Origin of the sequence: Hydrogenophaga sp. 2FB, assembly GCF_005503365.1 — a bacterium.
Lineage (GTDB): Bacteria > Pseudomonadota > Gammaproteobacteria > Burkholderiales > Burkholderiaceae_C > Hydrogenophaga.
The window spans coordinates 178748-193673 of sequence record NZ_SCML01000002.1; the positions used below are offsets into that span (position 1 = coordinate 178748).

At 59.0% G+C, this 14926-nt stretch carries 22 protein-coding genes; 7 read left to right on the top strand and 15 right to left on the bottom strand.

Annotation, left to right across the window (positions count from 1 at the left end; all coding sequences use genetic code 11):
- Positions 1-16 precede the first annotated feature (16 nt).
- Together FFS09_RS01965 and FFS09_RS01970 are read left to right on the top strand one after the other, a co-directional pair.
- Positions 17-271 carry a hypothetical protein gene (locus tag FFS09_RS01965; RefSeq protein WP_137917187.1) on the top strand — a complete coding sequence of 85 codons (255 nt, stop codon included), beginning with the start codon at positions 17-19 and terminating at the stop codon, positions 269-271.
- Positions 272-342: 71 nt separating this feature from the next.
- Positions 343-1266, top strand: coding sequence for an SOS response-associated peptidase family protein (locus tag FFS09_RS01970; protein WP_137917188.1), 924 nt, complete (start codon positions 343-345; stop codon positions 1264-1266).
- Between the two features lie 34 nt (positions 1267-1300).
- Here FFS09_RS01970 and FFS09_RS01975 read toward each other — a convergent pair whose 3' ends face one another.
- Complete coding sequence (locus tag FFS09_RS01975; protein WP_137917189.1) at positions 1301-1666, bottom strand: hypothetical protein; 366 nt, start codon at positions 1664-1666, stop codon at positions 1301-1303.
- Between the two features lie 59 nt (positions 1667-1725).
- On the opposite strand from FFS09_RS01975, the gene FFS09_RS31370 reads away from it, so the two are divergent.
- Together FFS09_RS31370 and FFS09_RS01985 are read left to right on the top strand one after the other, a co-directional pair.
- Positions 1726-2058: a helix-turn-helix domain-containing protein gene (locus FFS09_RS31370; protein ID WP_171019832.1), complete on the top strand. Its 333-nt coding sequence runs from the start codon at positions 1726-1728 to the stop codon at positions 2056-2058.
- Positions 2055-3467, top strand: a complete 1413-nt coding sequence (locus FFS09_RS01985; protein WP_137917191.1) for a type II toxin-antitoxin system HipA family toxin — start codon at positions 2055-2057, stop codon at positions 3465-3467. Before FFS09_RS31370 ends, FFS09_RS01985 begins: the two co-directional genes overlap by 4 nt.
- A 51-nt stretch (positions 3468-3518) precedes the next feature.
- On the opposite strand, the gene FFS09_RS01990 is transcribed toward FFS09_RS01985, so the two are convergent.
- Complete coding sequence (locus tag FFS09_RS01990) at positions 3519-4181, bottom strand: beta/alpha barrel domain-containing protein (protein ID WP_137917192.1); 663 nt, start codon at positions 4179-4181, stop codon at positions 3519-3521.
- A 170-nt stretch (positions 4182-4351) separates the two neighbouring features.
- Between FFS09_RS01990 and FFS09_RS01995 the strand changes: the two genes are divergently transcribed.
- Together FFS09_RS01995 and FFS09_RS02000 are read left to right on the top strand one after the other, a co-directional pair.
- Positions 4352-4549 carry a hypothetical protein gene (locus FFS09_RS01995; protein ID WP_137917193.1) on the top strand — a complete coding sequence of 66 codons (198 nt, stop codon included), beginning with the start codon at positions 4352-4354 and terminating at the stop codon, positions 4547-4549.
- Between the two features lie 35 nt (positions 4550-4584).
- Positions 4585-5511, top strand: coding sequence for a GIY-YIG nuclease family protein (locus FFS09_RS02000; protein WP_137917194.1), 927 nt, complete (start codon positions 4585-4587; stop codon positions 5509-5511).
- A 79-nt stretch (positions 5512-5590) separates the two neighbouring features.
- On the opposite strand, the gene FFS09_RS02005 is transcribed toward FFS09_RS02000, so the two are convergent.
- The 7 genes from FFS09_RS02005 to FFS09_RS02035 form a co-directional block, all read right to left on the bottom strand.
- Positions 5591-6259, bottom strand: coding sequence for an ERCC4 domain-containing protein (locus FFS09_RS02005; RefSeq protein WP_137917195.1), 669 nt, complete (start codon positions 6257-6259; stop codon positions 5591-5593).
- Positions 6260-6276: 17 nt separating this feature from the next.
- Positions 6277-6741 (bottom strand): hypothetical protein, encoded by a 465-nt coding sequence (locus tag FFS09_RS02010; RefSeq protein WP_137917196.1) that lies wholly within the window; start codon positions 6739-6741, stop codon positions 6277-6279.
- Positions 6742-6748: 7 nt separating this feature from the next.
- Positions 6749-7426 carry a BtpA/SgcQ family protein gene (locus FFS09_RS02015; protein ID WP_137917197.1) on the bottom strand — a complete coding sequence of 226 codons (678 nt, stop codon included), beginning with the start codon at positions 7424-7426 and terminating at the stop codon, positions 6749-6751.
- Positions 7423-8202, bottom strand: a complete 780-nt coding sequence (locus FFS09_RS02020) for an ATP-grasp domain-containing protein (RefSeq protein WP_137917198.1) — start codon at positions 8200-8202, stop codon at positions 7423-7425. Before FFS09_RS02020 ends, FFS09_RS02015 begins: the two co-directional genes overlap by 4 nt.
- A 3-nt stretch (positions 8203-8205) precedes the next feature.
- A complete protein-coding gene (locus FFS09_RS02025; protein WP_137917199.1) occupies positions 8206-9273 on the bottom strand; it encodes a hypothetical protein in 1068 nt (355 codons plus the stop codon).
- Complete coding sequence (locus FFS09_RS02030; RefSeq protein WP_137917200.1) at positions 9270-9704, bottom strand: hypothetical protein; 435 nt, start codon at positions 9702-9704, stop codon at positions 9270-9272. Before FFS09_RS02030 ends, FFS09_RS02025 begins: the two co-directional genes overlap by 4 nt.
- A gap of 73 nt (positions 9705-9777) precedes the next feature.
- The gene (locus FFS09_RS02035; protein WP_137917201.1) at positions 9778-10203 is read right to left on the bottom strand and encodes a hypothetical protein; all 426 of its coding nucleotides are present in this window, start codon (positions 10201-10203) and stop codon (positions 9778-9780) included.
- 701 nt (positions 10204-10904) lie between these two features.
- Between FFS09_RS02035 and FFS09_RS02040 the strand changes: the two genes are divergently transcribed.
- A complete protein-coding gene (locus FFS09_RS02040) occupies positions 10905-11615 on the top strand; it encodes a hypothetical protein (protein WP_137917202.1) in 711 nt (236 codons plus the stop codon).
- Here the strand turns inward: FFS09_RS02040 and FFS09_RS02045 are convergent.
- Genes FFS09_RS02045 through FFS09_RS02070 form a run of 6 tightly spaced genes read right to left on the bottom strand, consistent with a single transcriptional unit; the run spans position 11605 to position 14868 of the window.
- Positions 11605-12213 carry an HAD domain-containing protein gene (locus FFS09_RS02045; RefSeq protein ID WP_137917203.1) on the bottom strand — a complete coding sequence of 203 codons (609 nt, stop codon included), beginning with the start codon at positions 12211-12213 and terminating at the stop codon, positions 11605-11607. The two genes, FFS09_RS02040 and FFS09_RS02045, sit on opposite strands and share 11 nt — an antisense overlap.
- Positions 12214-12873, bottom strand: coding sequence for a YkgJ family cysteine cluster protein (locus FFS09_RS02050; protein ID WP_137917204.1), 660 nt, complete (start codon positions 12871-12873; stop codon positions 12214-12216).
- Between the two features lie 36 nt (positions 12874-12909).
- Positions 12910-13800, bottom strand: a complete 891-nt coding sequence (locus tag FFS09_RS02055) for an N-6 DNA methylase (protein WP_252374192.1) — start codon at positions 13798-13800, stop codon at positions 12910-12912.
- Positions 13797-14027, bottom strand: coding sequence for a hypothetical protein (locus tag FFS09_RS02060; protein ID WP_137917205.1), 231 nt, complete (start codon positions 14025-14027; stop codon positions 13797-13799). Before FFS09_RS02060 ends, FFS09_RS02055 begins: the two co-directional genes overlap by 4 nt.
- Complete coding sequence (locus FFS09_RS02065) at positions 14024-14596, bottom strand: DUF262 domain-containing protein (protein ID WP_137917206.1); 573 nt, start codon at positions 14594-14596, stop codon at positions 14024-14026. Before FFS09_RS02065 ends, FFS09_RS02060 begins: the two co-directional genes overlap by 4 nt.
- Positions 14593-14868: a hypothetical protein gene (locus tag FFS09_RS02070; protein ID WP_137917207.1), complete on the bottom strand. Its 276-nt coding sequence runs from the start codon at positions 14866-14868 to the stop codon at positions 14593-14595. Before FFS09_RS02070 ends, FFS09_RS02065 begins: the two co-directional genes overlap by 4 nt.
- Positions 14869-14926 lie beyond the last annotated feature (58 nt).

Here is a 14926-nt window from a genome sequence, read left to right on the forward strand (position 1 = left end):
GTGCCGAGACCAAAAGATGAGCAAGCGACCTGAGCCACTTCCAACCGACGAAACGTTCTCCTCCGCCACATTGGAGCGAAACAGGCGAATGGGCTTTGTGACCGAATCCGGTGTGGTCTACGAAGAGGGCCTTGCCAACAGTTCGGGAATGCGCTTCGTGCTGCTTCGCGAAGCCTCGACCACCCCGGAAATGCTCGCACAGGCTGTTCGCCAGCTGCGCGCTGAGCGCGACGTTGTTGGGAAGATTCTGGTCGCAGAAATCCTGGGGTGACAGGCCAGACGTGGGCGATGAAAATGGCTGATGCTGGCGGTTGAACAGCATCCATTTTCCTGGGGGCCCGAATGTGCTATTCCGCTCTGGTCTGGTCAGACTACAAACGATACGTCCGTGAATTCGGAGCTCACCTGGACATCCGCGAATTCGTCGATCTCTACGTTCGCCGACTGGGGAATCCCAAAATCAAAGTGCCCAAGGGGATGGATGATGCGTTCCGGCATCCCCATGGTGATGGCGAAGTTCGCATCAAGTCTGCGATCGATGAGTTCAATGCTGCCCAGGCCAAAGTCATCGAGGAAGACCTGTTCAAGCAGAAGAAGCGGCTGGCCGACGCGGAACGCGCGCTGCTGACGAAGGTCACGAAAAAGGCCACAGAAGACCAGCGCATCTCGACCGACAAAATCGACAAGGGCCTGAGGCGTCTGCGCGATTTGACGCGGACTGACGCACGGGATCGGGACAGCAGGATCTTCCCAGGCGTGTGGGCGCCAGTCATGGTGATGGAAGAGGGCAAGCGCGTCATCAAACCCATGCGCTACCAATGCCGGCCTGCTGGAAAGCCGGCCTTCTACGATCAGAAGTTCCCCGGACTCTACAACGCAAGGCTCGACAACCTCCAGAAGTTCTGGCGCGGCCAGTTTGGTGTCACCCACGGGCTGATGGTTGTGGACATGTTCTACGAGAACGTTGACCGGCCTGGCGGCAGTGTCGTCCTTGAGTTCCACCCTGAGCCTGCGCATCCGATGTTGATCGCATGCCTGTGGTCGCACTGGAAAGGGCCAGGGGAGCCGGATCTGCTGTCCTTTGCTGCCATCACCGATGAGCCGCCCGAAGAGGTGGCGGCCGCCGGCCATGACCGGTGCATCGTCTCTATCAAGCCGGAACACGTGGAGGCTTGGCTGAATCCCGATCCCGCGCGGCTTGAGGAGCAGCTGAGCATTCTGGCGGACCCGGTTCGACCCTTCTACGAGCACCGGCTGGCTGCTTGATGTCCTGATCCCGCCAGGGCCGCGGCCAAAACCCTTATGCGGGTACTTCGACCCAGTACGGCCGCCAGGCTCTCACGGTTTTTCCAGAGACGCTGGTCGCAACTGGCGTGAATCTGCGCTGGAACTTGCGTCCGTCGTACTCAACCACGTCGCGGCTGCCTGCATTCGGGAACTGTCGATCGAGCACCTTGAATAGCTTTTCCTCCTCGGTGAGCTCCAGAACTCCCGCGGCCTTCAACTTCGTTTCGAGATCGTGCACGAGGACTTTTGCGTCGGCGATCGCTGCCTTGTACTTGTCGGGGTTGTTGCCATCGTAGTTATCCCAGCGCTCCAGGACCTCCTTGAGTTTTGTGCGGGCAACTTCAAGATCCTCGATGGTGGGTTGATTTTCAGCGCTCATGAAACTCTTATAAAACCGATGAAAATTGACTCTATCACGTTTATATGCGACATTTGGCCATGGCTAAAGGCTCGGATTCCCATTTGATCCCATTCGAGGTCACCGCCGCCCTTCGAGCGCTTGGTGAGCAGATCTCGCGTGCCCGCCGTGCACGTGGGGACACACAGGCGGTGGCCGGTGAGCGATGTGGGCTTCACTCACAGACTGTAGCCCGCATTGAGCAAGGGGACCCGGCAGTGAGCATTGCCAAGGTCTTCACCCTGATGACGCTCTATGACATGGGGGCCAGGCTGTTCGAGCTGTCCAAGAGCGACGAGGCAACCGACATCTTGATGCGTCGCCATCTTCCCAAGCGCGGAGCCGCGACGCGAACGCCAAAAGGATCCGAATGAGAACCACAGCCATTGAGCGCCGCGAGAAGGAGATTGACAGCAAGCTTCGGGTGCACGCCTGGACGCCATCGGGTTTCATCACGGCCGGGGTTCTCGAGCTGGAAGAGGATGGGGAGAGCATCTCGGCCTCTTTTGCCTACGACCCTGGCTACCTGACGGACCCGCGCAGCTTTCCGCTCGACCCGATCAACATGCCGCTGGGCAAGACGCTTTTCGCGAGCACTTCCCAGTTCGTGCGCGTGGGCGCCATCTTTGACGCGGCACCTGATGCCTGGGGTCGCAGGGTGGTGCAGGCGCAGCTCCCCGAGGAGGCGCGCCAGCGTGTCTTTCGCGGCGCCTTCCTGCGCGGCGCCGACGGCATCGGCGGCCTGGTGCTCACCCCAAACGCTGCGACAGGCGAGATCGACCTCGATGAGATCGTGGCCCAGAGCCTGGCAGAACGCCCCGGCACGTCCCAGCTCGAAAAGGCCTCCAGGGCCGCTTTGAAGTTCGAGGAGGGGGCTGAGCTCACCGATGAGATGAAGGACATGCTGGGGGGCAGCTGGACGATCGGTGGCGCCCGCCCCAAGGCCATCCTGCGAGATGAGTCGCCAGGCGCCTTGCCCGGGTGCTCCGTGATCGCCAAGTTCCAGTCGCGAAACGACACCATTGAGCGCAACCGGCTGGAGATCGCCACGCTGCGCATGGCCGCCGACATGGGCTTCACAACCCCTGGCCACCGCCTCGAGGAGCTGGCCAACGGCCAGACGGTGCTGGTGCTTGATCGGTTCGATCGACACGCCGTTGACGGGAAGATGCGCCGCCGGCACTACGTGAGCGCGATGTCCCTTGCCTCGTATGAGCCCCAGAGCAAGTTCCTGAACTCGACGATGGACAAGGCCATCCTGAGCTGGAGCAAGCTGCTCGATATCACCTCGCGCATTTGCACAAGCCCTGCGGCGTCAAGGGTCCAGATGTTCGGTCGCCTGTGCCTGAACGCCGCGCTGCAGAACACCGATGACCACCTGAAGAACTTCGGCTTCCTGAAAAGCCCCGGTTCCCCGATGCACTACGAGATCGCACCGGTGTTCGATGTCAGTCCCCAAGGTGCGCAGCGGCATTACCTGAATTGCCTTGACCGTGGACAGGTTTACACGCTCCATGAGGCCATGGGCAGCGCACGTGGACTGGGCATTGCCAAGGGGGCCGCGCAAGACGTCGAGGATTCGATCATGCAGGTGCTCCAGCACAGGGCCCGCTACTTCGAAGAAGCTGGCCTCAATGCCGCAGACGCCGCCAAGGTCGAGGACTGGGTGATGTCCGGACTCGGAAATCACTACACCGGAAAGACTTGGCAGCCGGCGAAGACTGCTGGCCTGGGGTCGGCCGGACCTCAGGCTGGATCGGGTACTTCGAGTCCGTCGATGTGAAGTTGCGGTGTGCCATTCACCATCAGGGCGCTCGGACTGATTCTGGATGGCCTAGGCTTTCCCGTAGACCGCCTCACACACGGCGCGGCACATGCTGACGTCGAACCGGTCTTTGTCATCGCGGATCCCGGTTTCCATGTCGATCCAGTATCGAGCGGCACGCTGGCCGATGACGGCAACTGCGTCAGCCACGTTCTCCGGCCGCAAGCCGCCAGCGAAACCGCAGAAGGTGGTGTGCACGGCAACAGGCCAATCGCTCGGCACGACGCCGCGCCCACCGCTGGCATCAAACAGCACGTCGACGGATGCCACTTGAGGGAATTCACCGCGGCATTGCAAGATGGCGCGCAGGTTTCGCCTGGCTGCCCAGTCGCCTATCTGTGAGGGCTGGACTTTCGGGTCGGCCGTGTTGATCTGCGCTCGCTGGAATCCTCGAAGAAGGTGTTCGTGCCGAGACTTGCCGGTGTCGATGACCTCGCGCGCATCGTCTCCGCAAAGGTGTGCGGCATACCTAAGCTTCGGCAGCAATTCTTCGGCGTGCCGCTGGATCGTCTGGACTGAAGGGTAGCGCGGATCCAGGCCCTGGCGCTTCGGCGAGAAGAGGAACCCCCACTCGATGCGCCCTTCGTAGTCGTTGGAAAGCCGCTCCATAGCGGCCGGATCGGTGTCGTCATCCACGCCGGTGAAGGTGATGAATTCAGGTTTGTTGCTCATGGTTTTGGCTCCTTTGCGGTATATCGTCAGATGCCTACAAGATATAGAATACGCAGCATCAAAACAAGCCGCCTGCTCGCATCAACTCGCAGACGCTACCTGCGATCGAGACGGCCTCGTTTGCTCCACCTCTTCAGACACATCCCAATCTGCAATCCGAAGGCAAAGCCATGACGACTGAAGTCACGTTCGAACCGCATGAAGTCATGGATTGGGTGCCGATGAATCCGCCGCACTGGTGGACAGCTGCTGGCGCTTTTGTCATCGCGGATCGCCATCTCCCCGATGGAACGAGGCAGCACATGATTCGAGGCCCAGCTCAACCTGGGCTGGTCATCGCCAACGCCCAGGTCATCAGTGAGATCTAGTCGTCACCTTTCTCATCCCGAAAAAGGCGCCTCCGATGACATCGCACATCTATATTCTTGCGCACAAATCAGAGCCTAGATTCAAGATTGGGAAAGCCAACAATATCTTCCATCGAGCTCGCAGCATAGGGCTAGATGAATTTGACTTGAAAGCCTCGATTGCTATTGAGGCAGCCACCGAGAAGGCGGCGCTCGATATTGAAAAATCACTTCATCGACTTTTTGTCAAATGGCGCTTGAAGAGTGAGCTGGTATCCGCTGATCAGGGCGGTGCAACAGAGTGGTTTGATGAGGCTTGTCGTTCCAGACTTGAGGGATTCATTGAAAGCAATCTTGATCTCTTGGGGTTGAGAATTCTTCGTGATCTTCAGATTGTGCCGCCAGATCTCAAGAACAAGAAAGACGAACGTCAGGAAAAGCTAATAGAGAAAGAGAAGCGGCGAGCCGCACGTGCTGAGCAGAAATTACATGCCGAAGAACATCGGATCAAGAAGCTTGTAGTCAATGCGCCATTGGTTGCCGCCAAGTGCAATGAAAGACTTCGGCAACTTTTGGACTCGTCGACCTTTGCGTTTGTCTCGGTAAATGATGAGGGTATGGGTACGAGACTTTACTTCCATGTTCGCGAAAGTAGGGATGGATCCAAGCATATCAAAGCGCTTGAGAGAGCTGAAAGGGACTCGATACAAGGACGTTTGGGATCTAGAAGTCTCTTTCCAAGTAGTGGTTGGAAGGGGGTCGGGGACTGGACGATATTTTTTCTTGATATTCCGTTTCTATCAGCAAGGTTACACACGGGAGGAGACAGGGAAGACTCAATTCTGGAGCATAACTTTCAACCTTTTCGCATGCTTCTTGATTCACTCTCAACCATGGATGACGCCATTGACCAGGGATTGATCCCTGAGAAGGCTATGAAGCTCTTTAATGCTGGGCGGCCCCGTTCGCAAGGGGATGGGTGAAGGTTCGAATTTGGCCGCACTTAGCTTGCAAACCAGTATTTGGGGGATCACCATCTGTTAACAGGCTAAAGGCGATATTTCAGATAGTCGCTTTTTTGGTCACCCGGAACTTGGTCGGCGACTGATCTAGAGCCGTGGCAATAGCTACCGCCGTCTTCGGCCCCACGCCATTGCATTGGGCGAGCTCGTGGATGGACGCTGCAAACACAGCTCGCGCGCTCCCGAAGTGCCCCAAGAGCTTCCTGGCCATCTCCGGGCCCACGCCAGGTAGGCCGCTGACCAGGTACTGAGCCTGGGCACCATCAGGCTTGTCCTTGGGCTTCAAAACGCGTGTTGCGACCTCGTAGCCCAGTCCGTTGACCTGGTGGTGGTGAAGCCGGGCGAGCAGCCGAGCGGTGCCGAGCTGGTTGGGGCTGGAGAAGACGGAGAGCCCCCAGAACACGGACAAGGCCGAGATCGCACCGGGCATGGCATCGGGGTGCATGTCGTTGGGGAGATCGAGCAGATTGCCCTCGATGAGGATCGCAGGGCGCTCGCTGGCCTGGGCGATGAGTTCAGCCTGCTCGAATAGGCGGCCGTCCAAGATCGACTTGGCGAGATCGGTGATGCTCTTGCGCTCGATGAGGAACTCGCCGACGTGGAAGTCGCCTGCAGCCATTTCCTGCATCTCGAACTCGACACCCAGCTCACGCAGGTGCACGGGAATTCGGCTGTTGGTCTCGCGAGAGTCGACGATGAATGAAGTCATGAGGAAACCCTCTGGAATCAGACGCGTGGACGCCGCGCAGGAGTGGCTGGTTCTCGAGCGGCGTATTCGGCCTCAGCGCTGGCCACCCGCTTTTCGAACTCCTGGAAGCCAAGGCGGGTGGCGTCGCCATCGTCGATGTAGGTCTCCAGAACAATTTCCAATGCACGCTGACTGACGCCAAGCGCGCGGGAGAGTGCGCAGAAGACGCCGTTTGCAGATGCCGCGGCAACGCCACTTATCACGGCATCGATCGCGGAGCCGTCCTCTGCGGGGCCGTTTCCGTCGGCGTGAACGATGCGGTTATAGATCCGAAGTCCCTCTTCGCCAACATCAAAGCAGTTGAGGAGATTCATGCGGCCGAAATACACATGAACCTCGTTTTCCATGGACACAGATTCAGGATCCTTTTCCCACTGAACCACATCGGCCTCGAACAGCTCCTGAGGCGTGGGGGCGGAAGGCGTGAGATCAGAGTTGGCCATGATGACTTCAAGGGGTGAGTGGAGCTTGCGCATTATCCCGCGCGGCCCGAATGAGGGCCTTGAGTTTGAGTTCGTCGAAATGGGAGTCGTCCACCGAAATGCCGGTGGACACGAGCACGTGGGACAGGAAGGGGGCGTACTGCGCTATGTTTTCTGGCGTCATGCCGCTGGCGATCGCCAGTTTGCCGCCGGCGGCCTCCGACATCTGCCGAATCTTTTCCAGTGAAGGCGGCACGCCGGTCTGCGTACCACTGGTGGTGGCCACGAAGCCTGCCGAGCGCGCCTGCCGAGCGGCCTCGGCTGGATCCGACTCAACTGGCTGGTACTTGAAAGCGACGGATGCAAAAAAGGTGAGTTCAGGCGCCTGTGCGGCCATGTCCCGCAGCTGCAGGCCAGAACTCGTCAGGCCGGCGCTGCTCACGCCCATGGAATCGGCCCAGACCATGTCCAGCCCCAGATCCTTGGCGCTTCGGGCTGCGTATGCCGCGGAGCGCGACAGGAGGTTGATGCCAACTGGAAATCCGGTGAAAGTCAGCTTAACCAGCGACGCCACCGTCAATAGGTTGTCGTCATCACCGTTGTGATCGATCAGGAAGATGCCGTCGGCGCCGCATTTGCGCGCCAGGTGGACCTGGGCGATGGTGGTTTCGGTGTCAAGATAGTGCAGGACGGGAAGGATTTTCATGCTGCTGCGCTTTCCATGGCTCGAGCGCCTACAAGAGATTTCCAGCGATCAACAAGACAATCGAGGTACTGCTTGGGCTTCATGGCGCCGCGGTAAAAACCCAGGGCCCAAAAATCGTTGGTCTCGATCAACGCCGTTGTGCCATCCGCAAGGACGCCCATGTCCAAGGCGTATGGGTGATCGATCGCCAGCGATTGAATGCAGTCGAGAACGACGAAGAAATCGGGCTCAGGCGCATCGTCGCGCCCGTCGGCGTCATACCGAGCCTGACCGACGACGGTCCCGCCCTGGATGTAAAACCGCCACTCGCTCAGGAATTGCACCTGGGGGCTGACGTAGACCAGGGTTTCCGGCTTCAGGCCGCGCGCCACGGTGAGTTGCTCTTGATCGTGCTCGGAGAGCAGATGGCTGGGCGCCAAGGGTTGGTAGACGAATCCGTTGAACATCTTGGTGGTCAAAGGCTTGATGAAGATCGGCTCCGTCGATGCCAGGGCCTCACCAATGCCGTGCACCTGCAGCCAGCGGCCGAGGAAGCGGGCGGAGCCAGGGGGGTAGGACAGGTTCTGGGGCTCTTTGATGCCGGCCAGCTTCATCGCCAGGCGCACAAATTCCACGCTACCGACAGGCATTGCGCCGGCACGCAGAATCGTCTCCTTGGCCTCGAGGGTCTCAGTGGTGGCGGCGTGCACCGTGGCGGCCCCCGAATCCTGGAGCATCACAGCCGTTCGTACGGCCATGGTCTCCCCCGTTGATGGTGACTGCAGGATGATGTGCATTTTTCAGAGGTCCAAGATGGGTTGAGCGACCTGGGCGATCTCAAGGAACACGGGCTCAGATCCCGGGAACGGCATGCTGGAGAAGCAGTGCGCGGTGTCCGCTCCATTGCCCCAGGCTTCGACGTCGATGTGTGCGATCGGTGCACTCATCAGCACCGGCGAGACGATGCCACCTGCTGCGGTCGAAGCGTTGGCCACGTGCTCGCGTGCAAAGCGAACACCGTTCTTGGTCAAGCGTTCGAATTCCGGAACTGTCATCGGAACCACTGACTGGACTCGTGGTGCCGCGCCGGGAGCTGGCGTCGTGAACAGTTGGTACGTCCCCTCGGGCATGCGGAACGCCTGGTTGATCACATTCAACTGGTGCCGGAGGGAGCCCGCAGACACGCAAATGATCGCCAATGGGAGGATTGATTGCGAGCTCGCGTGCACCATGGCATTTGCAGACGCCGCGCAGATGGGGTCCGCGAACAGCAAGTGATCACCGGGAGGCAAGTCATGGGCTCCGGGCAAGCTCATCGTGGAAATCCCCGTTCCCGAAGGCGGCATGGTGAGTTGTGCAACGGCCACTCGAGCCTCATCCGTGAGCGTCAACGCGGCTTGTGACTCACCATCGGTGGTATTTGGGCCACAAGAATCTGGACTGGCGGCGCCCGTGGTGGGTCGGACATCAGCCAGCAACCGAGAGTTCGGGTAGCCGTCGTCTGAGATCACGGTCACGAAGACACGGGAGTAGGCTGGACTGACGCCAGCCAGCGGGCCCCAGACGTAGAAGCCGGTGACCGTGTGCTCGACCCATTCGTCCTGGCTGGCCAGGTGAATCAGGACACGCGAGCCAATGGCGGGCAACCGGTCGCCTTCGATAGGGTCCGGGCACAGATAGGCCTTGGCTTTGCGGATTTCGTCGGGGCGCATGTTCAGCGCATCCAGCGCCATACGCACCGTCCGCAGCGTCAGGTCATCACGCCCCTTCGCCGACATGGCCGCCTCGCGCTGGAATTCCAGAATCTGGGCATCGGTGAAAACAGCTGACGCCTTGGGTGCGCCGAAGTAGAAGGGATTGGTGGTCATTGTGTGGAGCCGATGAATTTGGGAGCCGGATGCCGGGTGAATCGAGGCCTCAGGAAGAGCACATACACGGCCCAGAACAACACGACTCCGGCCACATCTGCCGCGAGGTGGTGCCAGGCCTGAAGGAAGGGGATTCCGTTCTCCATGGGGTCCGTGTAGACCTCGTTGAAGGCGCTCACAAAAAGCGTGGTGACGATGCCGACCAATGGCGACCAAGACCAGCCGGCCCACTCATAGTTCACCGGCAGTTTCGTCCAGCCCCTCCACTTGAAGACCTGGAACGGCACACAGCCGAATGCCAATGGGGCAGCGAAGCCGAAGAAGAAGTGGACGGCGGTGTAGTTCTGCGCGATGGCATTTACGCTGATTTGAACCAGGATGAATGCTGTGCACAGGGCGAGGAAGATGGCCAGGGGGAGTTTGGTTTTCATGTGAAAAGGAGTTGAACGAAGGGAGAGACTCATCCGTATAGCAACTCGTTTCTCCAAGCTCAGCAGCGTTCATTCAGTGGGGTCGCGGTCGCGCTACCGGCGTCGCTTTCACGGGGGCTGCCGGCGGCTCGGAGAAAGGGTCATTTGCCGCGGTGTCGACCTGCGCAAAAATGCCGCCAAAGATGCCGCCGGGCGGGATTCCCATGCTGGTGATGTTCTGCAGACCGCGCGGAACGACATGCGCCGGCTCTTTCGATGACACAGACACCTCCGCAGCAAGACCCGTCTGACTCAGCGCCTCAACCACGTCCTCGAATGCGCCCTTGCCTTGCGCCTCAAGTCGGGGCCTGTAGGCGTCGGAAATGTGCACCCGGTGCTCCGCCCCTACTGCGGTGATGACGCACTCGATTCCTGCGGATTGCAGCGCCTCCTCGAGCGCTAAGGTGAAGTCACCTGCCTGGTGAGCTTGGGGGGTGGAGTGGACGATCAGGGTAGTCATGGATGCCTCGCGGTTGTATGCCTTTAAGATATCTCATACACATGCGATCGACAAGCCGCAACCACCTTGGATCCAGATCAGTGCAAGGTGCAACGGGCAGTCCCTAAGCCCGAATTCAGACGCATTGAGTCCGGGTATACCCTTGCATGAATTGCTTCATTGATCGTCATAAGAGACTTTACTTATCCCCTATCTAGTCCGAGAATATTTTGACGCTCTGCCAAGTCCGTTGCGAGCGCATGAAGGGGGGTCATGTGAAATCCTTGTTCTTGCTCGTCGTACTTTTCCTGTCATTGGTTGGCGTTGCTCATGCGCAGTCCTCCTGCACAGCGACGAATGACAATGGTGATCAGAATTGCTCGATAACTTGTCGACCCGGTCAATCCGCCAGCTGCGCGAATGGGACGGGCAGTTCAACCCCGAGTTGTGAGTGCCGGGGATATGCTGACGAGAATTTACTGGAGCGATTTTTTTCAACTCCAAAAGTCAGTCCGGCTGGGCTTTCAGCTTTTTCAAGCTCTTCGATATCACAAACTAACGTTTTGGCCAATGTAAATTTGAAGCTGGCAACACTTCGTGATTACGCCTTGGGTCAATCGTGCTCTAAAGTCGTGATAGGTGAATATTGCAGGATCAGGAGATGTGGTCCTGAATGGTGTGACATTTGTGTCCCGCGCACTAGAACTGAATGCAATCCAATAATGGGAAAGCTGACTGCTTCGGACCCAGTGTCGGTTCTTGGTGACCCTAAAGTAACCATCGCATTTCCAAATTGGGCGGATATCCCTTCGAGAATACTTGGATTCAAGGTGACGTACGTTAATTGTACGCCGCTTGAGCAAAGCTTCACTTTTGAGCATACCCGCCAAGTTCGACTGGGCTCAAAAGTCACCAAAACCAAAACCTTGCAAACCAATACTTCAGTCAATGCAAAAATTGGTTTTGACTTCATTGTTAAGGGTGACTCAACGATAAGTTTTAGCCAAACTGTCGGTTTGAACTCGGCAGAAGAGCAAAACTATGAATTTACAGAGACCATTCGATACTCGAATCCCGTGAAGGCCGAGGCGATGGGAGTCACCGAAACGAACCACTGGTGGGTGCATCGCACCGTTCCAGTTAAATTCAGTGGAACCGTGGAGCTTGATACTGCAATTTCTTCGAATGCAGAAGGAATTCGGAACCTGTCAGCAGTTTTCCCATCTTCGGCAGATCGTGTATTCGATTTTGCCGGCGTGGTGGATAACTCCGATCTGGTTGAGGCTTTAACAGTTCCTGTTTACAAAAAAATGACAGTTGCTCAGTGCGAAGGGATGAAGGCCAATGGTCAGGTGCTCGTGCAACGTGAGCCGTATGTCCAGTCGTGTGTTGGCGGGAAGTGCACTTCCGTTACCCCAAGAACTATTCAGTAGGCTTGATTGCGGGAATTGGCTGCAGAGAGTAGTTTGAAGCAGTTGGGATGTGAAGGTCTTGAAGCTTCAGTTTCAGAGCCTCTTGTACGCGTAGATCCGAAATTCCAGTGCTTCCATCGCAGGCCACAAGGTTCACCAGCGCGCGCTCTGGCCAGCCGGCAACATCGTCATCAAGGGCAAGCCATTTCCGAGGCATTCTTCGCCCCACGTCTGCGCACACCTGCTCACCGCGAGGCATGGACTGGAACGCTTGCGTCAAGCCAGGATCGGATCCATGGATGCGTTTGTGGAAGGTGCCACCGACAAAGCGCTCGCGCAGCGTCAGCGGCAGTCGATCAAGGGTTTTGCGATAGCCCGGGCGGATGCACCAGGTGCTGCTGAGTACGAGCTTGAGGTCGGGATACGGCTCCAAGAGATCGATGAGGATGGGAAGCCACTCGAAGAGGACTCTGCCAGGTGCCTCTTTCGGGCTCATGTAGATGCCAGCTTTGGGGTGGATGTAGACGGCCTCATGGTGCACAACACCGTCCAGGTCCAGATACAAGGCCACGTCCGCACTTTTTGAGGTCACTGCCGCGTCATTCACCTCGATGACCATTCACACGGATTCGGCGCGGGCCGGCGACCCAAACCACTGCCGGATGTCCGCCCAGTTCCCGGGATTGGGCTCCATCTCGGTGGCCGCAAAGACAAAGAGCCTGGTGTCGGAGTAGGGCACGGGAACGTCCTGGCCAGGTGTCAGGCGGCACAGGAGATCGTCGGCGTCCAGATTGAAGTGGGTTCGGCAGACTGCCGGGCGAGCGTTGTAGACGCTGCAGCGGTTGTCCACGAGAAAGGGGCAGGGCGCCTCATACCCCCGGAAAGCAAGGGGCTCGTGATACTCGGGCTCAATGATCGAGCGACCGATCGCGCGCCCCATGGCCAAAGCCTCCAGCCGGGAGATCGCAACTGGAACGTGGCAGCAATGACTGCACCCGTCATGGCATGCCGCATGAGGGCCGATGGCCGCGGCATGCGTGTCAGCAGCCTTGTGCAACCAGGCCACCTTCTTGGCATTCGTGGGCGCCTTGATGGCGACCGACAAAAGCCGGCGAACATGCAGCGATGTAGCGGGGTCAGCGCGCCCGGCGTTTGCCTGCGCTGTCTCGCCAGCCGTCAACAGCCGCTCATTGATTTCGTCTGAAAACTTGGGGTCGCCATGGATCTCCACGCCCCCAGTGAGCGTGCGCAAGGCCTGCTCAATGTCGGCTGGGTTCATGGGGTCGAGTTGTGATTTCATGATGGGACCGAGAGTTTAGGCGCTGGCCAGCGCATACCGGCCGGGTCCTGTGCGCACGAAATCCGAGGATCGCTGCAGCGCCTGGCGAACCTTCTCCTTCCAGAAGGCGTTCTCGGTGGGCCGCCGGGTGGCCATGGCCTCATAGATCGATTTCAGATCGGCTTCGCCGCCCAGGGCAGCGAGGGTGGAGAGAACGACCTGCCGCCAGGTCCCACGCGGGTCGCGCGCCAGGGTGACAGCCTTGATGCAGCCCTTCTCCAACTCACGGATGTCCTGGGCTTCACGGTACAGAAGGAAGCCGAACAGGCGGCGGTGCTGCTCCTTGATGAACTTGGCGAAGATGAGGGGCAGCTTGATGCCGGGAAACAGGTTGCGCGGCAGCATCTGCTGATGGATGCTGAAATCGCGGCTGAGCACCTCGATACGGGAGCTGGTCTGGAAGACATAGCTCGGAAGGATCAAGCCAACCTGCCCTCCCTCATCGAGAAGGCCGGCCGCGCGCTCAACAAAGGCGCCCACCCACTCAGAAGAAAACGGCGGATTTCCGACAATCGCATCCACCTTGCCGATCCGCTCCGCCGGCAGGCTCAGAAAATCACCGACAACGACCTCGCGGCCGGAGTTCTTCGCGGCGCGCGCTGCCATGTTCGGGTCGATCTCCACGCCGATGGCATCCACCTCTTGCGGGAAGGCAACCAAGAATGCGCCATCGCCACAGGATGGCTCAAGAACTCGATGGCCAGGGCGCAGCCAGCCGAACTCCTGCTCGACGATCGCCTCTGCCGCCCAGGCCGGCGTGAACCACTGGTGAAGATCCGGGTTGAGCGCCGTCGCGGCCGAGGTGGGCTCGGGTGCCACTAAAGTCGTGGCGAACAGGTCGCCCGGGAAGATGGGGTTCAGACTCATGCGACTGAGCTCACAGTGGCGGCAGCTGTTGCAGCATGAGCCACGACAAGGGCCATGGCTTCGAGTGCAGTTTTGCCTTCAGCGATGCGCAGATCGCCCATAAGGTCGCCCTTTTGGGCCGCGGCCATGGTTCGAAGGGCATCACCCTCGAGAACGCCAGTGCGGTGCCAGTGGATGATTTCTGCGCACCGGTCAGCCAATGGAGGGAGTGCATCGAGGCTGCTCATGGACGGGGTCCTTTTCGAGTGTTCTGCGCCGTGGCCGGCGTCGAGTTCAGGTGTTCAAGATCAGCCTGCGTGTGCGGGATGCCGCCAAAGTTCAGGCGCTCATAAAGCGTTTTCAAGCGGGCTTCATCCGGGGTGTACTTGATCTCGTGGTACGGGAAGACCTGGCGCAGAAACCTGCGCTTGCGGGTGGCGTCATCGAGATCGGCGTACGACACGCCATCGAAGATCGTCATGCCGCCGTGAACAAAATCGCGGATGGCGGACATTCGTTGCTGGCCATCAATGAGCCAGCCGGCCATCGGCTTGGGCTTGCCTTCGCTATCCCAGTCCAACTGGTGAAGCACGTAGGTGCCGGTGCCCAGCCCAAGGAAGATCCCCTCGATGAAGCGGCGCTTGCGGTCCACCTCCCAGACTTCAGGGCGCTGCCAAGGCGGCAAAACAAAGGCCAGCAGGCTTCGCTCTCGATCGTCGTTCGTACCCATAGGCTGTCCCAGGGCGAACTCCAGAATGGCTTCGTGCCTCATGCCACTCAAGATGGGCTCAGGGAGCGCAGATTTCGCCGTGATCATGCCTGGTCCAGTTGAAGGGATGTAGCTCGTGCGGCGAGGGCGAGGTGCCGGGCATTGACACCACTGGCGCGCCAGTACGCCGCAATAGGGGGTTTTCGCTTTGCCCAGGCCTCATCGCCCTTCTTGTGGAACACGCGGCTCAGCGCGCGCAGCGCATTCTCAAGAGCGCGGCGAGATTCGGGTGTGAGGCGGGCGAACTCTTCTTGCACCTCGGGGATGGCGAGAAGGGGGTTGCGGACGTCGGGCTTGGATGAGCGTGGGGTTGAGTTCATGTCGTATTCCTGTGAGTACAAGATACCCAATGCAGGAGCTGTAAACAACTCATGACCC

Bases quoted from the DNA above. Each gene is read 5' to 3' on its own strand.
- FFS09_RS02065 (WP_137917206.1), bottom strand. From the start codon at position 14,596: ATGATCACGGCGAAATCTGCGCTCCCTGAGCCCATCTTGAGTGGCATG.
- FFS09_RS02045 (WP_137917203.1), bottom strand. From the start codon at position 12,213: ATGGTCATCGAGGTGAATGACGCGGCAGTGACCTCAAAAAGTGCGGAC.
- FFS09_RS01975 (WP_137917189.1), bottom strand. From the start codon at position 1,666: ATGAGCGCTGAAAATCAACCCACCATCGAGGATCTTGAAGTTGCCCGC.
- FFS09_RS01965 (WP_137917187.1), top strand. From the start codon at position 17: ATGAGCAAGCGACCTGAGCCACTTCCAACCGACGAAACGTTCTCCTCC.
- FFS09_RS01995 (WP_137917193.1), top strand. From the start codon at position 4,352: ATGACGACTGAAGTCACGTTCGAACCGCATGAAGTCATGGATTGGGTG.
- FFS09_RS02005 (WP_137917195.1), bottom strand. From the start codon at position 6,259: ATGACTTCATTCATCGTCGACTCTCGCGAGACCAACAGCCGAATTCCC.
- FFS09_RS02060 (WP_137917205.1), bottom strand. From the start codon at position 14,027: ATGAGCAGCCTCGATGCACTCCCTCCATTGGCTGACCGGTGCGCAGAA.
- FFS09_RS02020 (WP_137917198.1), bottom strand. From the start codon at position 8,202: ATGCACATCATCCTGCAGTCACCATCAACGGGGGAGACCATGGCCGTA.
- FFS09_RS02030 (WP_137917200.1), bottom strand. From the start codon at position 9,704: ATGAAAACCAAACTCCCCCTGGCCATCTTCCTCGCCCTGTGCACAGCA.
- FFS09_RS02000 (WP_137917194.1), top strand. From the start codon at position 4,585: ATGACATCGCACATCTATATTCTTGCGCACAAATCAGAGCCTAGATTC.
- FFS09_RS02070 (WP_137917207.1), bottom strand. From the start codon at position 14,868: ATGAACTCAACCCCACGCTCATCCAAGCCCGACGTCCGCAACCCCCTT.
- FFS09_RS01970 (WP_137917188.1), top strand. From the start codon at position 343: ATGTGCTATTCCGCTCTGGTCTGGTCAGACTACAAACGATACGTCCGT.
- FFS09_RS31370 (WP_171019832.1), top strand. From the start codon at position 1,726: ATGGCTAAAGGCTCGGATTCCCATTTGATCCCATTCGAGGTCACCGCC.
- FFS09_RS02015 (WP_137917197.1), bottom strand. From the start codon at position 7,426: ATGAAAATCCTTCCCGTCCTGCACTATCTTGACACCGAAACCACCATC.
- FFS09_RS01990 (WP_137917192.1), bottom strand. From the start codon at position 4,181: ATGAGCAACAAACCTGAATTCATCACCTTCACCGGCGTGGATGACGAC.
- FFS09_RS02055 (WP_252374192.1), bottom strand. From the start codon at position 13,800: ATGAGTCTGAACCCCATCTTCCCGGGCGACCTGTTCGCCACGACTTTA.
- FFS09_RS02025 (WP_137917199.1), bottom strand. From the start codon at position 9,273: ATGACCACCAATCCCTTCTACTTCGGCGCACCCAAGGCGTCAGCTGTT.
- FFS09_RS02010 (WP_137917196.1), bottom strand. From the start codon at position 6,741: ATGGCCAACTCTGATCTCACGCCTTCCGCCCCCACGCCTCAGGAGCTG.
- FFS09_RS02040 (WP_137917202.1), top strand. From the start codon at position 10,905: ATGGGAAAGCTGACTGCTTCGGACCCAGTGTCGGTTCTTGGTGACCCT.
- FFS09_RS02050 (WP_137917204.1), bottom strand. From the start codon at position 12,873: ATGAACCCAGCCGACATTGAGCAGGCCTTGCGCACGCTCACTGGGGGC.
- FFS09_RS02035 (WP_137917201.1), bottom strand. From the start codon at position 10,203: ATGACTACCCTGATCGTCCACTCCACCCCCCAAGCTCACCAGGCAGGT.
- FFS09_RS01985 (WP_137917191.1), top strand. From the start codon at position 2,055: ATGAGAACCACAGCCATTGAGCGCCGCGAGAAGGAGATTGACAGCAAG.